Origin of the sequence: Kitasatospora sp. MAA4 (assembly GCF_029893355.1) — a bacterium.
In the GTDB taxonomy this organism is placed as follows: Bacteria; Actinomycetota; Actinomycetes; order Streptomycetales; family Streptomycetaceae; genus Kitasatospora.
The window spans coordinates 98,650-112,965 of the sequence record NZ_JARZAI010000012.1; the positions used below are offsets into that span (position 1 = coordinate 98,650).

A 14,316-nucleotide genomic window follows, 5' to 3' on the forward strand; every position below is an offset into this window, starting at 1 on the left:
GAGCCCCCGCGTGTCCGCGAGGTACCACCTGCGCTTCCAGCTCCACCCCACCCCGGAAGCCGCCCAACACGCGAGGGAGCTGGCCAAGTTCTGCGGCGAGGCCGGCGTCGACGAGGTGGTGCTGCTGCTCGGCGCCGAGGAGCTCTACACGGGCCACCCGACCGGCCCGACCGAGGACCTGCTGTTCGAGACCGCGGCGACCGCGACCACGATCCTGCGCGAGGCCGGCCTCGACGTCAGCCTGAACCCCTGGGTCACCGCCGGCCATGCCGACCGCGGCCGCGCCGACCGGCTCGGCTTCGCCCCCATGGTCGACCCCGAGGGCACCGCCGCCACCGCCCAGGCCTCCTTCGCCTGCCCGCGCTGGCGCAGCTGGCTGGCCGGCCAGTACGCCCGCTACGCCACCCTGGACCTGCGGGTCCTGTGGCTGGAGGACGACTTCCGCTACCACAACCACGCCCCATTGCACTGGGGCGGCGGCTTCGAGCCCCTGATGCTGGAGCGGTTCGCGGCGGTGGTCGGAAGACCGGTCACCCGCGAGCGACTGGTGACCGCGATCACCTCGCCGGGGGAGCCCCACCCCTGGCGCGCGCTGCTGCAACAGGTCTGGCGCACCGCCCAGTTGGAGACCGCCGAGCTGGTGGCCGCGGCGGTCGGCACACAGTCCGGCGGACGCGTCCAGCTCGGTCTGATGAGCTCCGAACCCGGTGTCCACTCGGTCGAGGGCCGCGACTGGCCGGCCCTCTTCCAGGCGCTGAGCATCGACGGGCGGGTCGCCCACCGCCCGCACTTCGCCCGCTACGGTGACGCGCCCGGACGCGAACTCAGCTTCTCCGTCTGGATGCTGGAGGCTCAGCGGGCCCTGCGACCGGCGCACGCCGGCAGCGAACCCGAGATCGAGAACTGGCCGCACACCGCCTGGTCCAAGTCCGACACCCAGACCTGGTCCGAGCTGGTCGCCGCCCAACTCGCCGGATCCGACGCGATGTTCCTCAACGTCCACCCGATGCAGTCCGGCCGGGCCCAGCGCTTCCCGCGCGTCGCCGACCTGCTGCGCCGCGCCCGCCCAGCCCTCGACTGGGTCGCGGAGCGCCAGCCGCGCTCACCGCGCACGTACGGGGTCGGCCTGCCGGTCCCGCGGCACGCGGCCGCGCACGTGCGCACCAGGACCGGTGGCGAACTCGCCGAACTCGCCGTCGACGCCGGCCCCGCCGCCGACCACCTGCTGCGCTACGGCGTCCCGGTCACCGCCGACCACGCCCCCGTGCAGGCGGTCTTCGGCCAACTCGCCTGGGCCTTCGAGGACTCCGAGCTGAGGCGGATGCTGGCGGGCGGACTGCTGCTGGACGGAACGGCCGCCGAGGTGCTCACCCGGCGAGGCTTCGGCCACCTGCTCGGGATCACCGGATGCGAGCTCGTCGAGCGCGACTGCGCCGACCCGGCCGGTCCGTACGCCCTGGAGCACGTGCGGAACGAGGACGCGTACCTGAGCGTCAACCTCCAGCCGGCACTGGCCCTGCTGACCCTCGCCCCCGGGGCCGAGCCCTGGACCAGCGTGCTGACGGCAAGTCAGGAGTACTGGGGTCCTGGCAGGTTCGTCTTCCGCAACGAACTCGGCGGCCGTGTCGCGGTGCTGGCCGCGACCGCACCCCAGCTGCTGCCCTACGACGACGACGGCCAGCGCCTGCTGCACGCCACGGTCCGCTTCCTGGAGGGCGAGCGGCCCGCCCTGCCCCTGGTGAGCGGCGGCCCCCACCTGATCCCGCACCTGTCCCACTCCGAGCGCGGCTGGCTGCTCGCCGTGGCCAACGGCAGCGCCGACCCGGCCCGGCCGCGGATCGAGCTCCCAGCGCTCCCCGAGGCCCCCGGCGCCACCCTGCTGGCTCCGCTCGCCCCACCGACCTCGGCCCGCCTCATCGAGCACCGCAGCGGGCTGAGCCTCGACCAGGACCTGCCGCACCGCGGCTGGCTGGTCGTGGACTGGCACTGACTCCACCCTAAGGAGAATCCGTGTTTCCCCCACCCCGCACGACCCTGGTCGCGCTCCTCACCAGCGCGGTCCTGAGCCTGGCCGGCCTCGCCGCCGGCCCGGCGGACGCCGCTCTTACCGGCGTGCCCAGCACCGGGTACGGCGTCAGCGTCGGCACGCCCGTCCCGTTCGGCAACATCTCCGACAGCCCGGCCGCACCCTTCGTCGACAAGGACGGCAGCTTCCACTACCAGGAGTCCGACGCCCTCTACGGCGCCACCGACAACCGCTCCTGGGGATTCTTCACCGGCAGCGACTTCGACTCCGCTACCTCGGACACGGCGCTGGACAACGCGGTCAACCCCGCCAACGCCAACGACAAGAACAACGACACCACCTGGCGCTGCAACAACAGCCCCACCGGCCTTGCCGCGACCTACTCGGTGGGCAACACCAGCTACGCCCAGAAGAACTACTGCGACCTGGTCGGCACCTGGGTCGACCCCGACACCGGCGACTGGTACGGCCTGGTGCACAACGAGTTCACCCCCTCGCCGTTCAACGACGGCCTGCACTACGACGCCATCGACTACGCGGTCTCCACCGACCAGGGCCACACCTGGACCATCAAGGACCACGCCATCACCTCGCCGTACAGCACCCAGCGCGGCGACACCACGCAGTTCCCCGGCCAGACCTACTACTACGGCGACGGTGACCAGCGGCTCTTCACCGACACCGCCTCCGGCTACTTCTACGTCTTCTACGGCTCCCGTGTGATCGACAAGAGCGGCGGCTGGAAGGCCTTCTACGAGCACGCGGCGCGCGCGCCGATCGCCTCGAAGATGGCTCCCGGCTCCTGGCAGAAGTGGTACAACGGCTCCTGGTCCCAGCCCGGCCAGGGCGGCCAGGAAAGCAACATGGTGCCCGTCGACTCGTCCAACACCACCGGCTACACGCCGGCCTCGGGCGAGTACCGGCCGACCAACACCGGGACCGCCGAGCAGCAGATCGCGGCCGGCCAGATGCCCGCCACCTCGCCGCTGTTCGTCATGGACGTCACCTACGACGCCTACCTGGGCCTGTACATCGGCGAACCGCAGGGCGTCGACCAGAGCGGCTCGGCACCGCAGCAGTTCTACGCCACCGCCGACCTCGCCACCCAGAAATGGTCCCTGCTCGGCGACACCGGCGGCTACCACACCGCCTCCTGGTACCGCTGGTTCCTGGACGGCGCCAACCGGACGAACAACACCGTCGTCGGCAAGACCTTCCGTTCCTACTGCGCCTGGTCCTGCGCGAACGGCTCCAACGGCGAGTACACCGACATCACCATCGACTCCCCGTCCCCGGCCGCGCCGGTGGACACCGGCAAGACCTACCAGATCGCCAACGCGGACGGCCGAGTCCTCGCCCAGGCCACCGGCGGCTCCGCCACCACCTCGCTGGCCGCGCCCACTGGCTCGGCCCTGGAGGGCTGGAACTTCACAGCGAACGGTGACGGCTCCTATCAGGTCGTCAACTCCGGTACGGGGAAGCTGCTCGGCGTCGACTCAGCCCACACCGCCGGCCGCGCCTGGGGCGCCGAGCCGACCGTCACGGCGGCGGGTTCGGGCGGCCCGTCGGTGGGCCAGCAGTGGTTCCTGCTGCCCGGAAGCTCGACGGCCGGCAGCTCGACGGCCGGCGGCTTCCACCTGGTCAACCGGTACAGCGGCCTGGTGCTCGGACTCTCCTCGGACAGCAGCCGCCTCGCCGAGACCACCCCCACCCGCAGCTGGACCGACACCACGGGCAGCGCGGTCGGCGGCGGGCGCACAGCCGCCGAGCAGACCCTGACGCTGACCCAGACGTCGGTCACCCCCGCCCTGAACGGCACCCATACCCTGACCATCGCCGGCCAGGCGCTGGACGACCCCAACCACTCCGTCACCGCCGGCACCCAGCTCATCAGCTGGGCCGCCAACGGCGGCAGCAACCAGAACTGGGTCTTCACCCAGCAGTCCGACGGCTCCTACCAGATCACCAACGGCCAGTCGGGGCTCTGCATGGACGTCAGCGGCGGCTCGACCTCCGCCGGCGCCCAGGTGATCCAGTGGACCTGCACCGGCGGCACCAACCAGCGCTGGCTGGTGACCGCGGTGAGCGGCGGCTACACCCTCGCCTCCCAGAAGAGCGGTCTGCTGCTGACCACCGCCTCCACCTCCAACGGCGCGCTGGTCACCCAGCGGGCCGACACCGGCTCGGCACTCCAGCACTGGAGCATCAACTGACGGTATTCCCGCTGTAGTTGAGAAAGCCGAGCGCCCCGGCGGGATCCACCCCCGCCGGGGCGCGCGACGATCGACGGCCGAGCGGTGGGCGCCGCATCGGCTACCGGAGTGGCTCAGACGGTCCGGTACAGCTCTGCGATCAGGAAGGCCAGGTCCAGTGACTGGTTCCGGTTGAGCCGGGGGTCGCAGGCGGTCTCGTAGTGCTGGTGCAGGTCGTGCAGGGAGATCTCGTCTGCGCCTCCGACGCACTCGGTGACGTGGTCTCCGGTCAGCTCGATGTGGATGCCGCCGGGGTGGGTGCCGAGGGTCCGGTGGACCTCGAAGAAGCCCTTGAGCTCGTCGAGGACGGTGTCCAGGCTCCGGGTCTTGTGGCCGCTGGGCGCCTCGAAGGTGTTGCCGTGCATGGGGTCGCAGACCCAGAGCACCTGCGCGCCGGAGTCCGTCACCCGCTCCACCAGCCCGGGCAGTACGTCGCGGATCCGGTCCGCCCCCATCCGGGTGATGAAGGTCAGCCGGCCGGGCTCCCGGTCCGGGTCCAGCCGGTCGATCAGCGCCAGGGCCTCGTCCGGGGTGGTCGTCGGTCCCAGCTTCACCCCGATCGGGTTGCGGATGCCGGCGGCGAACTCCAGGTGGGCGCCGTCCAGTCGGCGAGTCCGCTCACCGATCCAGACCATGTGCCCGGAGACGTCGTACCGTCCGCCGGTGCGGGCGTCCGTGCGGGTCAGCGCCTGCTCGTAGTCGAGCAGCAGGGCCTCGTGACTGGTGAAGAACTCGGTGGAACGCAGCGAGCCGGCGTCCACCCCGCAGGCGTCGATGAAGCGCAGCGCGCGGTCGGTCTCTGCGGCCAGCCACTCGTAGCGCTCGCCGGCCGGCGAGGCGGCGATGAACTCACGGTTCCAGTCGTGTACTTGGCGCAGGTCGGCGGTGCCGCCCGCGATGGCGGCGCGGACCAGGTTCGCGGTGGCCGCAGAGGCGTGGTACATCCGCTTCAACCGCTCCGGGTCCGGGGTGCGGGCGGCTGCGGTGAACTCCCTGCCGTTGACCGAGTCGCCCCGGTAGACGGGCAGGGTCACGCCGTCGCGCTCCTCGGTCGGGCGGGATCTCGGCTTGGAGTACTGGCCCGCCAGTCGGCCCACCTTGATCACCGGGAGCGAGCCGGCGCAGGTCAGCACGGCGGCCATCTGCAGCAGCGTCCTGACCTTGCCGAGGACCTGGTCGGCCGAGACACCGTCGAAGGTCTCCGCGCAGTCGCCGCCCTGGAGCAGGAAGGCCTCGCCCCGGGCGGCGGCGGCCAGCCGGGTGCGCAGTCGGTCGCACTCGGCCGCGAAGACCAGCGGTGGGTAGCTCGCCAGCTCGGCGGTGACCGCGCGGAGCGCCGCCCGGTCGGGCCAGTCCGGCTGCTGCTGCGCGGGGAGGACGTGCGGCGGATCGAGGAGTGGAGCGAGTGCTGGTGTGAGTACCGGGTCAGGAAGGAGATCGGTGACGGTCATGGCTGGGGTACGCGGTGGCGGGTAGGCCACCGCCCTCCTATCAGGTCAGCGCTGCGGTGCGGTGGCGGGTCAGGGCGGCGACCGCGTTGTCGACGATCCGGCGGCCGGTGCCGTCACCGGCGGTCATGATCGATTCGGGGTGGAACTGCACGGCCGCGAGCGGCCGGCTGCGGTGCTCCACGGCCATCACCACGCCGTCGTCGGTGACGGCGGTGACCACCAGCTCGTCCGGCAGGGTGGCGGGGTCGGCGTACAGCGAGTGGTACCGACCGACCTCGAACGTCGGCGGGAGCCCGGCCAGCAGACGGGAGTCCGGGACGGTGACCCGCGCCCGCGACGGCTTGCCGTGCACCGGCCGGTCGAGGACCCCGAGGGTGCCGCCGAAGTACTCGGCCAGCCCCTGGAGCCCGAGGCAGACACCGAAGACCGGCAGGTCCAGCCGGTCCGCCTCGGCCAGGGTCGCGGCGAGGTCGAAGTCGGCGGGGCGTCCGGGGCCGGGCGAGAGCACCAGCAGATCGGGCATCTCCCGCTCCAGCATCGGCAGATGGCGATCGCTGCGGTAGGTGACCACCTCGGCCCCGGTCTGCCGCAGATAGTCCGCGAGGCAGTGCACGAAGGAGTCCCGGTGGTCCACCAGCAGGATGCGCAGACCCAGACCCGGCTGCTCCGCGCGGGGCTCGGCCGGCTCGGCGGGCTCGGTCGGGCCGTTCCGGTCGCCGTCCTGGTCGAGGACCCGGAGCAGTGCCATGGCCTTGAGCTCGGTCTCGGCCTCCTCCGCTGCGGGCACCGAGTCGTGCAGCAGGGTCGCGCCGGCCCGCACGGTGGCGACGCCGTCCCGCACCTGGATGGTGCGCAGCGTCAGGACGGTGTCCAGGCCGCCGTCGAAGCCGATCCGGCCGACCGCTCCGCCGTACCAGCGCCGGGGCGAGCGCTCCTCGTGCTCGATGAACCGAAGGGCCGCGAGCTTGGGCGCGCCGGTGACGGTGACGGCCCAGAGGTGCGCCAGGAAGGCGTCCAACGCGTCCCGGTCCGCGCGGAGTTCGCCCTCGACCCGGTCGACGGTGTGGATCAGGGTCGAGTACATCTCGATCCGCCGCCGGGCGGTCACCCGGACCGAGCCCGGGACGCACACCCGGGCCTTGTCGTTGCGGTCCACGTCGGTGCACATGGTCAGCTCGGACTCCTCCTTCACCGACCCGAGCAGCTCCCGGACCCGGGCGGCGTCCTCCAGCGCGTCCCGGCCCCGGGCGATGGTCCCGCTGATCGGCGCGGACTCGACCAGCGTCCGCCGGGCACCGCGCGAGAGGTCGGGACGGACCCGGACGAACATCTCCGGCGAGGCGCCGACCAGGTACTCCCCGGATCCGAGGTTCATCAGCAGGCTGTGCGGGGCCGGGTTGCGCTCGCGCAGCCGCTGGAACAGCACGGAGGGCGGCTGCTCGCACGGGCGGCGGAAGACCTGGCCGGGCACCACTTCGAACAGGTCGCCGGAACGGAACAGCGGCATGGCCCGTTCCACCGTCCCGGCGTAACCGCCCGGCGCGTGGTCGCGCGACTCGGACGGCGTGCCGGGCACGAAGGGCTCCGCCGCGGTGCCCCGGGGCAGGCCGGCGGTGTCGCCGCCGGCGTAGCCGAACTCGTAGCGGTGGAGCAGTACTTCGTCCTGCTCCAGGTCGAACTCCATGATCTCGTCCGGGAGGTGCAGGACCAGGTCGCGGTCATCGCTCCCGCGCTGCTGGTGGAGCTCGATCGGGTCCAGCTGGAACACCAGGTCGTAGCCGAACGCGCCGTAGAGACCGAGCAGCCGGTCGTCGGGCGTGCTCAGCGCGGCGACGAGCGCGCGGACCGCGGTGAACACCCCGGCGTGGCGCGTGCGGTCCTCCTCGGCGAAGTGCTCCGGCTGCGGCGGCACCCGGCCGTGGATCTCTCCACCCCGGTCGGACACCTCCTGAAGCACGCCCTCCAGCACCCGGCAGAGCGGGGCGAGCAGGACCAGGCCGCGACTGTTCAGCGCGCGCAGCACCACCTCGCGGCCGGAGAGCGTGAGTTCCCACGGAGGATCGACGTAGCCGATCGCCCGTCGGGGGCCGCGGAAGAGCAGCATGCCGCGGCGCTGGTCCAGGGACGCCTCCAGGCCCGCCCTGGCGGCGTGGGCGCCGGGAAGCCGTTCGGTCGTCCGGGCAACCGTCACCTCGCTGGGCGTGGTCCAGTGCCCGTCCGGGGCGGAGCGGGCCGCGTGCGGGGCCGCCGTCTGCAGCAGTGGCATCAGTAACTCCCTTGGAGTGGAGGTGTCGTCAGGCCGATCGGGTCGGACAGGGCCAGTGCGTGGTCCGCGGCGCCGATCGCCAGCACGGCGAGTGAGATGGCGTCCGAGTCGGCGAGGGTCACCGAGTCGACCCCCGGTCTGGCGCCGGCGGCGGTGACCCAGTGCACGCCTTCGGTGGGCACTCCGAAGGCGAAGCGGCGCGGGTGCGCGGCGCCGGCGGCGTCGAGCAGCCGGTACGGCCGCTCGGCCACGTCGAGGCCGCCGGTCTCGTAGCGGCCGAGCTCGCAGTCCGCGACCGAGAACGGACGGCACTGGCCGGTGGCCAGCAGATGGCCCAGCAGCGGATCGGCGGTCCGGCGCAGGTCGGGCTCGGGCAGCCTGGCCTCGATCAGGGCGGTGGCCCTGACCAGCGTGCCGGGCACGGCGGACTCGGCCCGGAAGCCGCCGTTCTCCCGGTCGCAGACGATCCGGGTGCCGGGCCCGAGGACATCCAGTACGCCCGCCTCGATCAGCGCCGTCATCTCCTCGATCCGGCCGGCCGGCGGCCCGATGGAGAGGAAGGCGTTGAGCGGGGTGTACCAGCCGTCGAGGTCGTCGCGGTGCGAGCGGCCGGTCAGGCCGCCGTGGTCGACCAGCAGCCGGATCTCGTTGCGCAGGTCGCGCATGGCGTCGAGGGCGGCCTTCACCGGGCCGTCGACGTTCCCCTCGGCGGCCTGCGCGCAGTCGTCCCGGAGCAGGTCGAGCAGCCAGTCGCGGAAGTCCGCCGGGCTGCGGAAGGTGGTCCCGGCGTCGGGCCGGGCGACCGCCTCCCAGTCCCAGTGCGCGGCCGGCGGGACGGCGAACTCCGCGAGCAGCTCCGCCTCCTGCGGGCTTCCCCAGGGCAGCGGCAGGTAGCGGGTACGGAAGGCCTCCGCCGTCGTGGTGCACCCGCGCCGCGCGAGCAGGGCCGTGTAGTAGACGGCCTCCACCTCCTTGGCGATCAGCGGCCAGAGCTCGGCGCGGAAGTCCAGGCCGCCGTGCGCCGCTGCGGCGCGCAGCCGGTCCAGTACGGCGGGCACCAGGACCTGCGGCAGGTGGCGGCCGTGCGCGCCCTTCTGGTTCCTGCCGCGCGAGACGTGCGGCACGCCGCGCCTCGATCCGGCGTACAACCTCGGCTCCTGGCCGGACGGGCGGTACACCAACCGGCCGTCCCGGCGCTCGAAGAGCCCGCCCCGGCCGCTGGTGAGCAGGGTCAGGTGGTCGAAGAAGTTGAGGCCGAGTCCGCGCAGCAGTACCGGCTGCCCCGGCAGCAGGGCCGACAGGTCGAGGTCGGCCGGGTTGCCGGGAGGCAGGTAGGTCAGCCCGTGCTGCTCGGCGAACTCCGTGAACTCCCGTTGCCCGGCGTCCGGTCGGGACGGCAGGTGGCCCTGGGCCAGGACCACGGCGTCGAGCCCGGAGAGCCGGGTCCCGTTGGCGAGGGCGAGGCACTGCCGGCCGTCCGGCTCGTCGTCCAGCCGTACGGCGCGCATCGGGTGCACGTGGACGGAGACCGCGTCCGCAGCCGTGGCGAGGACTCGGCGCAGCACCCACTCCAGGTACTGGCCGTACAGCGCCCGCGTCGGGTACGAGTCCGGGGTCAGGTCCCGGATCTCCGCCATGACCTGGTCGTCGTACTCGCCGAACGCCCCCGTCGGGACCAGGCCGCGGGCCCACTCGTACAGGCTCGGCCCCGGCGCGATCACGCCCTCGGCGCAGACGCTGTCGTCGGTGAACAGGGTCACCTGGCCGGCCACGGTGTTCATCAGCAGGTGCCGCGACTGGTCGGTGCGCCACACGTTCCCCGCGCCCGGCCGGTGCGGGTCCACCAGGTGCACGGTGATCCGCCGCCCGTCGGTGCGCGAGCGGGCATTGGCGCAGATTCTCTCCAGTACCGAGAGGCCGCGCGGCCCGGCTCCGACGACGCACACCTGAAACTGATTGGCAGTCATACTGCTCGCGTCTCCGTCCCCATCGGACTGCGGACTCCGTCAGATGCCCAGAGAGCGGCCGATGATCTCTTTCATGATTTCGTTGGTGCCGCCGTAGATCGGGTGCACCCTGGTGTCCACATAGGCCCGGGCGACCGGGTACTCGCGCATGAAGCCGTAGCCGCCGTGGAGTTGGACGCAGCGGTCGAGGACGCGCCGCTGGAGGTCGGTGGCCCACCACTTGGCCTGGGCGGCCCGGACCTCGTCCAGCTCACCGGTGTTGAGCTGCTCTACGCACCGGTCGACGTAGGTGCGCGCGATGTCCAGCTCGGTGGCGATCTCGGCGAGCACGAAGCGGTTGTGCTGGAAGCTCCCGATCGGCTGTCCGAAGGCCGTTCGGCTCTTGCAGTGCGCAAGGGTGTGGGCGAACGCGGTCTCGGCGCCGGCCACGGCGTACGCGGCGATGCCCAGGCGCTCCTGCGGCAGGTTGTCCGCGAGGTACAGGAAGGCGCGGCCGGGACGGCCGAGCAGATTGGCGGCCGGCACCCGGACGTTGTCGAAGAACAGTTCGGCGGTGTCCTGGGCCCGCATGCCGATCTTGTCGAGCTTGCGCCCGCGTTCGAAGCCGGGCATCCCGCGCTCGACCACCAGCAGGCTCAACCCCCGGGAACCGCTGCCCGGTTCGGTCCTGGCCACGACCAGTACGAGATCCGCGTGGATGCCGTTGGTGATGAAGGTCTTGGCGCCGTTCAGGACGTAGTCCTCGCCGTCGCGGCGGGCCGTGGTGCGGATCGCCTGCAGGTCGCTGCCGGCCTCCGGCTCGGTCATCGCGATCGCCGACACCAGCTCGCCGGAGCAGAACCCCGGTAGCCAGCGCTGCCGTTGCTCCTCGTTGGCGAGCTTCAGCAGGTACGGGGCGACCACGTCGTTGTGCAGGGCGAAGCCGAGGCCGTACGCGCCGACCCGGACGATCTCCTCGCTGAGGGCGGCCCGGAAGCGGAAGTCCGCCACCCCTGCGCCGCCGTACTCCTCGGGGACGTCCAGGCCGAGCAGTCCGTGCTTCCCGGCGGCCCGCCACACCTCGCGGTCCACCAGCCCGGCCTCCTCCCAGCCGGCGTGGTACGGCACCACCTCGCGTTCCAGGAAGGTGCGCACCATGGCGCGGAACTCGCCGAGTTCGGAGGTGAGTTCGTCCTCAGGCATGCTGTCCGCCCGCCCGGCTGATGATCTGCTCGACGGTGGCCACCGCGGCGAGGCGGCCGGACTGGCTGAACCGGATCTCGACCATCGCGTGCCGGGTCGAGCAGCGGGTCACCTCCGCCTCGATGTCGGCGGGGCCCGGGACGAGCGGTGCGCGGTAGTCCACCGCCAGCGCGGCGGTCAGGAAGCCGGTGCCGTCCGGCAGTGCGGAGAGCATCGCCAGGCCGGCGAAGTGGTCCACCAGGCAGGCGATCCAGCCGCCGAAGACGACGCCGGGGGTAAGGGTCAGCTCCTCGGGGAAGACCGTGGCCGAGGTGATCAGTCCGGGCGACCAGGATGTGGCCCTGGGGAGGTTGAGCAGCTCGGCGCACGGCGGGTTGGCGCCCGTGCCGTCGATCAGACCGGTCAGCATGCGCCGGCCCTGGGTGTCGGTGTCGTTCGGTGCCACTCCGTGGCGTCTGGACTGGGTGGAAGTGGGCTGCACAGTCGCTCCCGTGGGTAGGGAGGTCCGGCGCCCGGGGGCGGCACCGGACCTCGACGGAGGGATGGGGTCACTTCGCGCTCTCGGTGCGGCCGAGCGCGATCATCTGCTGGATGTTGCGGTGGCGGTCCGCCATCTCACGCTGGGTCATCGCGTCCACCGCGGCCTTGTCGTCGAGCTCGCGCAGCGCCGCCTCGTCCACCTCGCTGAAACCGAGGACGCCCATCTTCTGCAGCCCGTCCTGGACTCGCGGGCCGAACAGGCCGATCTCCTTGAGCCCCGGCACGATCCGCATGAAGACCAGGCGGCGGAACTCGCGCTTGGCGGGGGAGCGCCGGGAGGCCTTGACGGCCTCCTCGCCGTAGCCGAGCCGGTTCCAGATGTCGTCGTCCACGTACCGGTCGCGCAGCGCCCAGCAGCCCTCGATGACGAAGTCCTCGCGCTCGCGCAGCTCCGCCTCGGTCAGCTGCGGGTAGTACTGGCGCAGCAGCAGTCGGCCGAACGCGACGTGCCGGGCCTCGTCCCGCGCGACGTAGGCGCTGAAGGCGCGGGCGAGCGGGTCCTTCAGCCGCTCGCGGTGCACCCCGAAGGTCGCCAGGCCCATGTTCTCGACCAGGATGTGTGCGGCCAGCACGCCGAAGTCCCAGCGGGGTTCGCGCATCGCGTGCTCGAACATGGCACTGAGCGAGGGGGAGAGGCCGTAGCGGAGGCCGATCTTGGTGCTGATGAACCGGTTGAAGCCCTCGACGTGCCGGGCCTCGTCCATCAGCTGGGTCGCCGCGTACATCTTGGAGTCGAGGTCGGAGACGGCCTGGCAGATCTTGCCGACGCCGATCAGGGCGAACTGCTCGGAGTGCAGGAACTGCGAGTAGAGCCAGCCGCTGGTGTGCCGGCGGACGGTCCGCCGCTCCTCCTCCGGGAGGCGGTCCCAGAGCGCGGACCCGGCGATGGAGATGAAGTCGTCCGGAAGGCCCAGCGGGTCGTCCGGGTCCACCTCGTGGTCCCAGTCGAGTCTGTCGTCCATGTCCCACTGGCGCTGCTTGCCCTGGACGTAGAGCCGGAGCATCTTCTCGTTGCGGGTGTCGTAGTCCCACTGGAAGACGGCGGTGCCGTTGACCGGGATCGCCTTGCCGCCCGCGAGCCCGGTCAGCACAGCCTGGTCGGTGTAGTCGATCTGGGTCACTGGGCCTGCTCCGGTTCGTTCTCGGCGGTGGATGTGGTTGCCAGCGTGCGCAGTTCGGTGCGCAGGGCCTTGCCGGCGGGATTGCGGGGCACTCGGTCGATACGGAGGAAGCGGCTCGGCCGCTTGTACGCGGCGAGGCCCGCGATGCACAGGTCGAGCAGTTCCGCCTCGTCGAACGCCTCCGGCGCGGTCGGCTGGACGAAGGCCACCGGGGACTGCCCCCAGGTGGCGTCCGGTGCCGGGACGACGACGACGTCCGCGACGTTCGGCGACTGGCGCAGTACGTGCTCGATCTCGGCGGGGTAGACGTTCTGGCCGCCGCGCAGGATCAGGTCGTTGCGGCGGTCGACGATCCAGATCCGGCCCTCGGGGTCGGCGTAGCCGAGGTCCTTGGTGATCAGCCAACCGTCGTGCAGCGCCTCGCCGGTGGCTTCGGGGTTCTTCCAGTAGCCCTGCATGAGCCCGTCGCCGCGGATCTCCAGCTCACCGATCGTCCCGGGCGGCACGGGCCGGCCCCGCTCGTCGACCAGCCGGGCGTCGGTGCCGAGCATCGGGCGTCCGACGCAGACCGCGCCGGGGACCAGCGGTTCGCCCACCGGGTTGTCGGACGCCAAGGACAGCACAGGGCCCCCGCCCTCGGTGATGCCGAAGATGGTCTGCGTCCTGACCGAGAGCCGGAGTTCGGCCTCGGCGGCGAGTTCGGCCGGCATCGGGGCCGCACCGTGCAGCAGGAGCCGGAGCGTGGAGAGGTCGGCGCCCGCCAGGCCCCGGGCGTCCAGCAGCAGCCGGACCATGGACGGCACCAGGAAGGCGTGTTCGACCTGCCAGCGCTCGATGGCCGCCAGGCAGCCCTGCGGCGTGAAGCGGTCCAGGACGCACACCGTGCCGCCGGCCGCCAGGTAGTCCAGGGCGATCACCATGCTGCCGTGGAAGAGCGGCCCGGCGTTGAGGAAGACGGTGCCGGGCGCGGGAGCCACGTCGGCGAGCCAGGACAGTGCGTTCAGCTTGAGGGAGCGCTGGTCGACGACAACTCCCTTGGCACGCCCGGTTGTTGCCGACGTGTGCAGGATCGCCACCGGATCGCCCAGCGCTGCCCGGGCGCCGATGCGGCCGGTGGCCTCGGGGAGGCTCTCGACGGTGCTGATGTCCAGCAGCGGGAGCCGGGGCCGGAGCCCGCCGAGCCGGTCCGCGTGGCCGGGCTCGGCGAGCACGGCGGAGGGTTCCACCGAGTCGAGGATGTCGGTGATCTCCCGGTCGGTCAGCGCCGGATTGACCGGCACCGCGACCACCCCGGCCGCCGCGCAGGCCAGATAGGCCTCCAGCACCTCGACCCGGTTGCCGCTGAGCACCGCCAGCCGCCCGCCGGGCGGGACGTGCCCGGCCAGCAGCTCGGCCAGCGCGCCCACCTCACGGTGGAGTCGGCGCCAGCTGACGTCCCGGCGGGCGTCGCGCAGGGCGAGCGCGTCGGGCCGGCGGTCGAGACCGCGCTGGACCACGTGTCCGAGCCACAC

9 protein-coding genes are annotated in these 14,316 nt (G+C 72.3%); 2 read left to right on the forward strand and 7 right to left on the reverse strand.

Annotation, left to right across the window (positions count from 1 at the left end; all coding sequences use genetic code 11):
• Positions 1–10 precede the first annotated feature (10 nt).
• Together P3T37_RS17710 and P3T37_RS17715 are read left to right on the forward strand one after the other, a co-directional pair.
• Positions 11–1,990, forward strand: a complete 1,980-nt coding sequence (locus P3T37_RS17710; RefSeq protein ID WP_280724650.1) for a hypothetical protein — start codon at positions 11–13, stop codon at positions 1,988–1,990.
• Positions 1,991–2,010: 20 nt separating this feature from the next.
• Positions 2,011–4,239, forward strand: coding sequence for an RICIN domain-containing protein (locus P3T37_RS17715; RefSeq protein WP_280724651.1), 2,229 nt, complete (start codon positions 2,011–2,013; stop codon positions 4,237–4,239).
• Positions 4,240–4,352: 113 nt separating this feature from the next.
• Here P3T37_RS17715 and P3T37_RS17720 read toward each other — a convergent pair whose 3' ends face one another.
• The 7 genes from P3T37_RS17720 to P3T37_RS17750 all read right to left on the reverse strand — a co-directional run bounded on the left by P3T37_RS17720 (position 4,353) and on the right by P3T37_RS17750 (position 14,316).
• Positions 4,353–5,729 (reverse strand): 3-deoxy-7-phosphoheptulonate synthase class II, encoded by a 1,377-nt coding sequence (locus tag P3T37_RS17720; RefSeq protein WP_280724652.1) that lies wholly within the window; start codon positions 5,727–5,729, stop codon positions 4,353–4,355.
• A gap of 40 nt (positions 5,730–5,769) precedes the next feature.
• Complete coding sequence (locus P3T37_RS17725; protein ID WP_280724653.1) at positions 5,770–7,995, reverse strand: anthranilate synthase component I; 2,226 nt, start codon at positions 7,993–7,995, stop codon at positions 5,770–5,772.
• The gene (locus P3T37_RS17730) at positions 7,995–9,962 is read right to left on the reverse strand and encodes an FAD/NAD(P)-binding protein (protein WP_280724654.1); all 1,968 of its coding nucleotides are present in this window, start codon (positions 9,960–9,962) and stop codon (positions 7,995–7,997) included. Before P3T37_RS17730 ends, P3T37_RS17725 begins: the two co-directional genes overlap by 1 nt.
• A gap of 39 nt (positions 9,963–10,001) precedes the next feature.
• Entirely contained in the window at positions 10,002–11,144 is a 1,143-nt protein-coding gene (locus P3T37_RS17735; protein WP_280724655.1) for an acyl-CoA dehydrogenase family protein, read from the reverse strand.
• Positions 11,137–11,589: a PaaI family thioesterase gene (locus P3T37_RS17740; protein WP_280724656.1), complete on the reverse strand. Its 453-nt coding sequence runs from the start codon at positions 11,587–11,589 to the stop codon at positions 11,137–11,139. The genes P3T37_RS17735 and P3T37_RS17740 overlap by 8 nt, the downstream gene beginning before the upstream one ends.
• Positions 11,590–11,692: 103 nt before the next feature.
• Positions 11,693–12,805, reverse strand: a complete 1,113-nt coding sequence (locus P3T37_RS17745) for a diiron oxygenase (RefSeq protein ID WP_280724657.1) — start codon at positions 12,803–12,805, stop codon at positions 11,693–11,695.
• A complete protein-coding gene (locus tag P3T37_RS17750; protein ID WP_280724658.1) occupies positions 12,802–14,316 on the reverse strand; it encodes an AMP-binding protein in 1,515 nt (504 codons plus the stop codon). Before P3T37_RS17750 ends, P3T37_RS17745 begins: the two co-directional genes overlap by 4 nt.

Coding starts and splice junctions, on each gene's coding strand:
- P3T37_RS17720 (WP_280724652.1), bottom strand. CDS start 5,729: ATGACCGTCACCGATCTCCTTCCTGACCCGGTACTCACACCAGCACTC.
- P3T37_RS17725 (WP_280724653.1), bottom strand. CDS start 7,995: ATGCCACTGCTGCAGACGGCGGCCCCGCACGCGGCCCGCTCCGCCCCG.
- P3T37_RS17730 (WP_280724654.1), bottom strand. CDS start 9,962: ATGACTGCCAATCAGTTTCAGGTGTGCGTCGTCGGAGCCGGGCCGCGC.
- P3T37_RS17735 (WP_280724655.1), bottom strand. CDS start 11,144: ATGCCTGAGGACGAACTCACCTCCGAACTCGGCGAGTTCCGCGCCATG.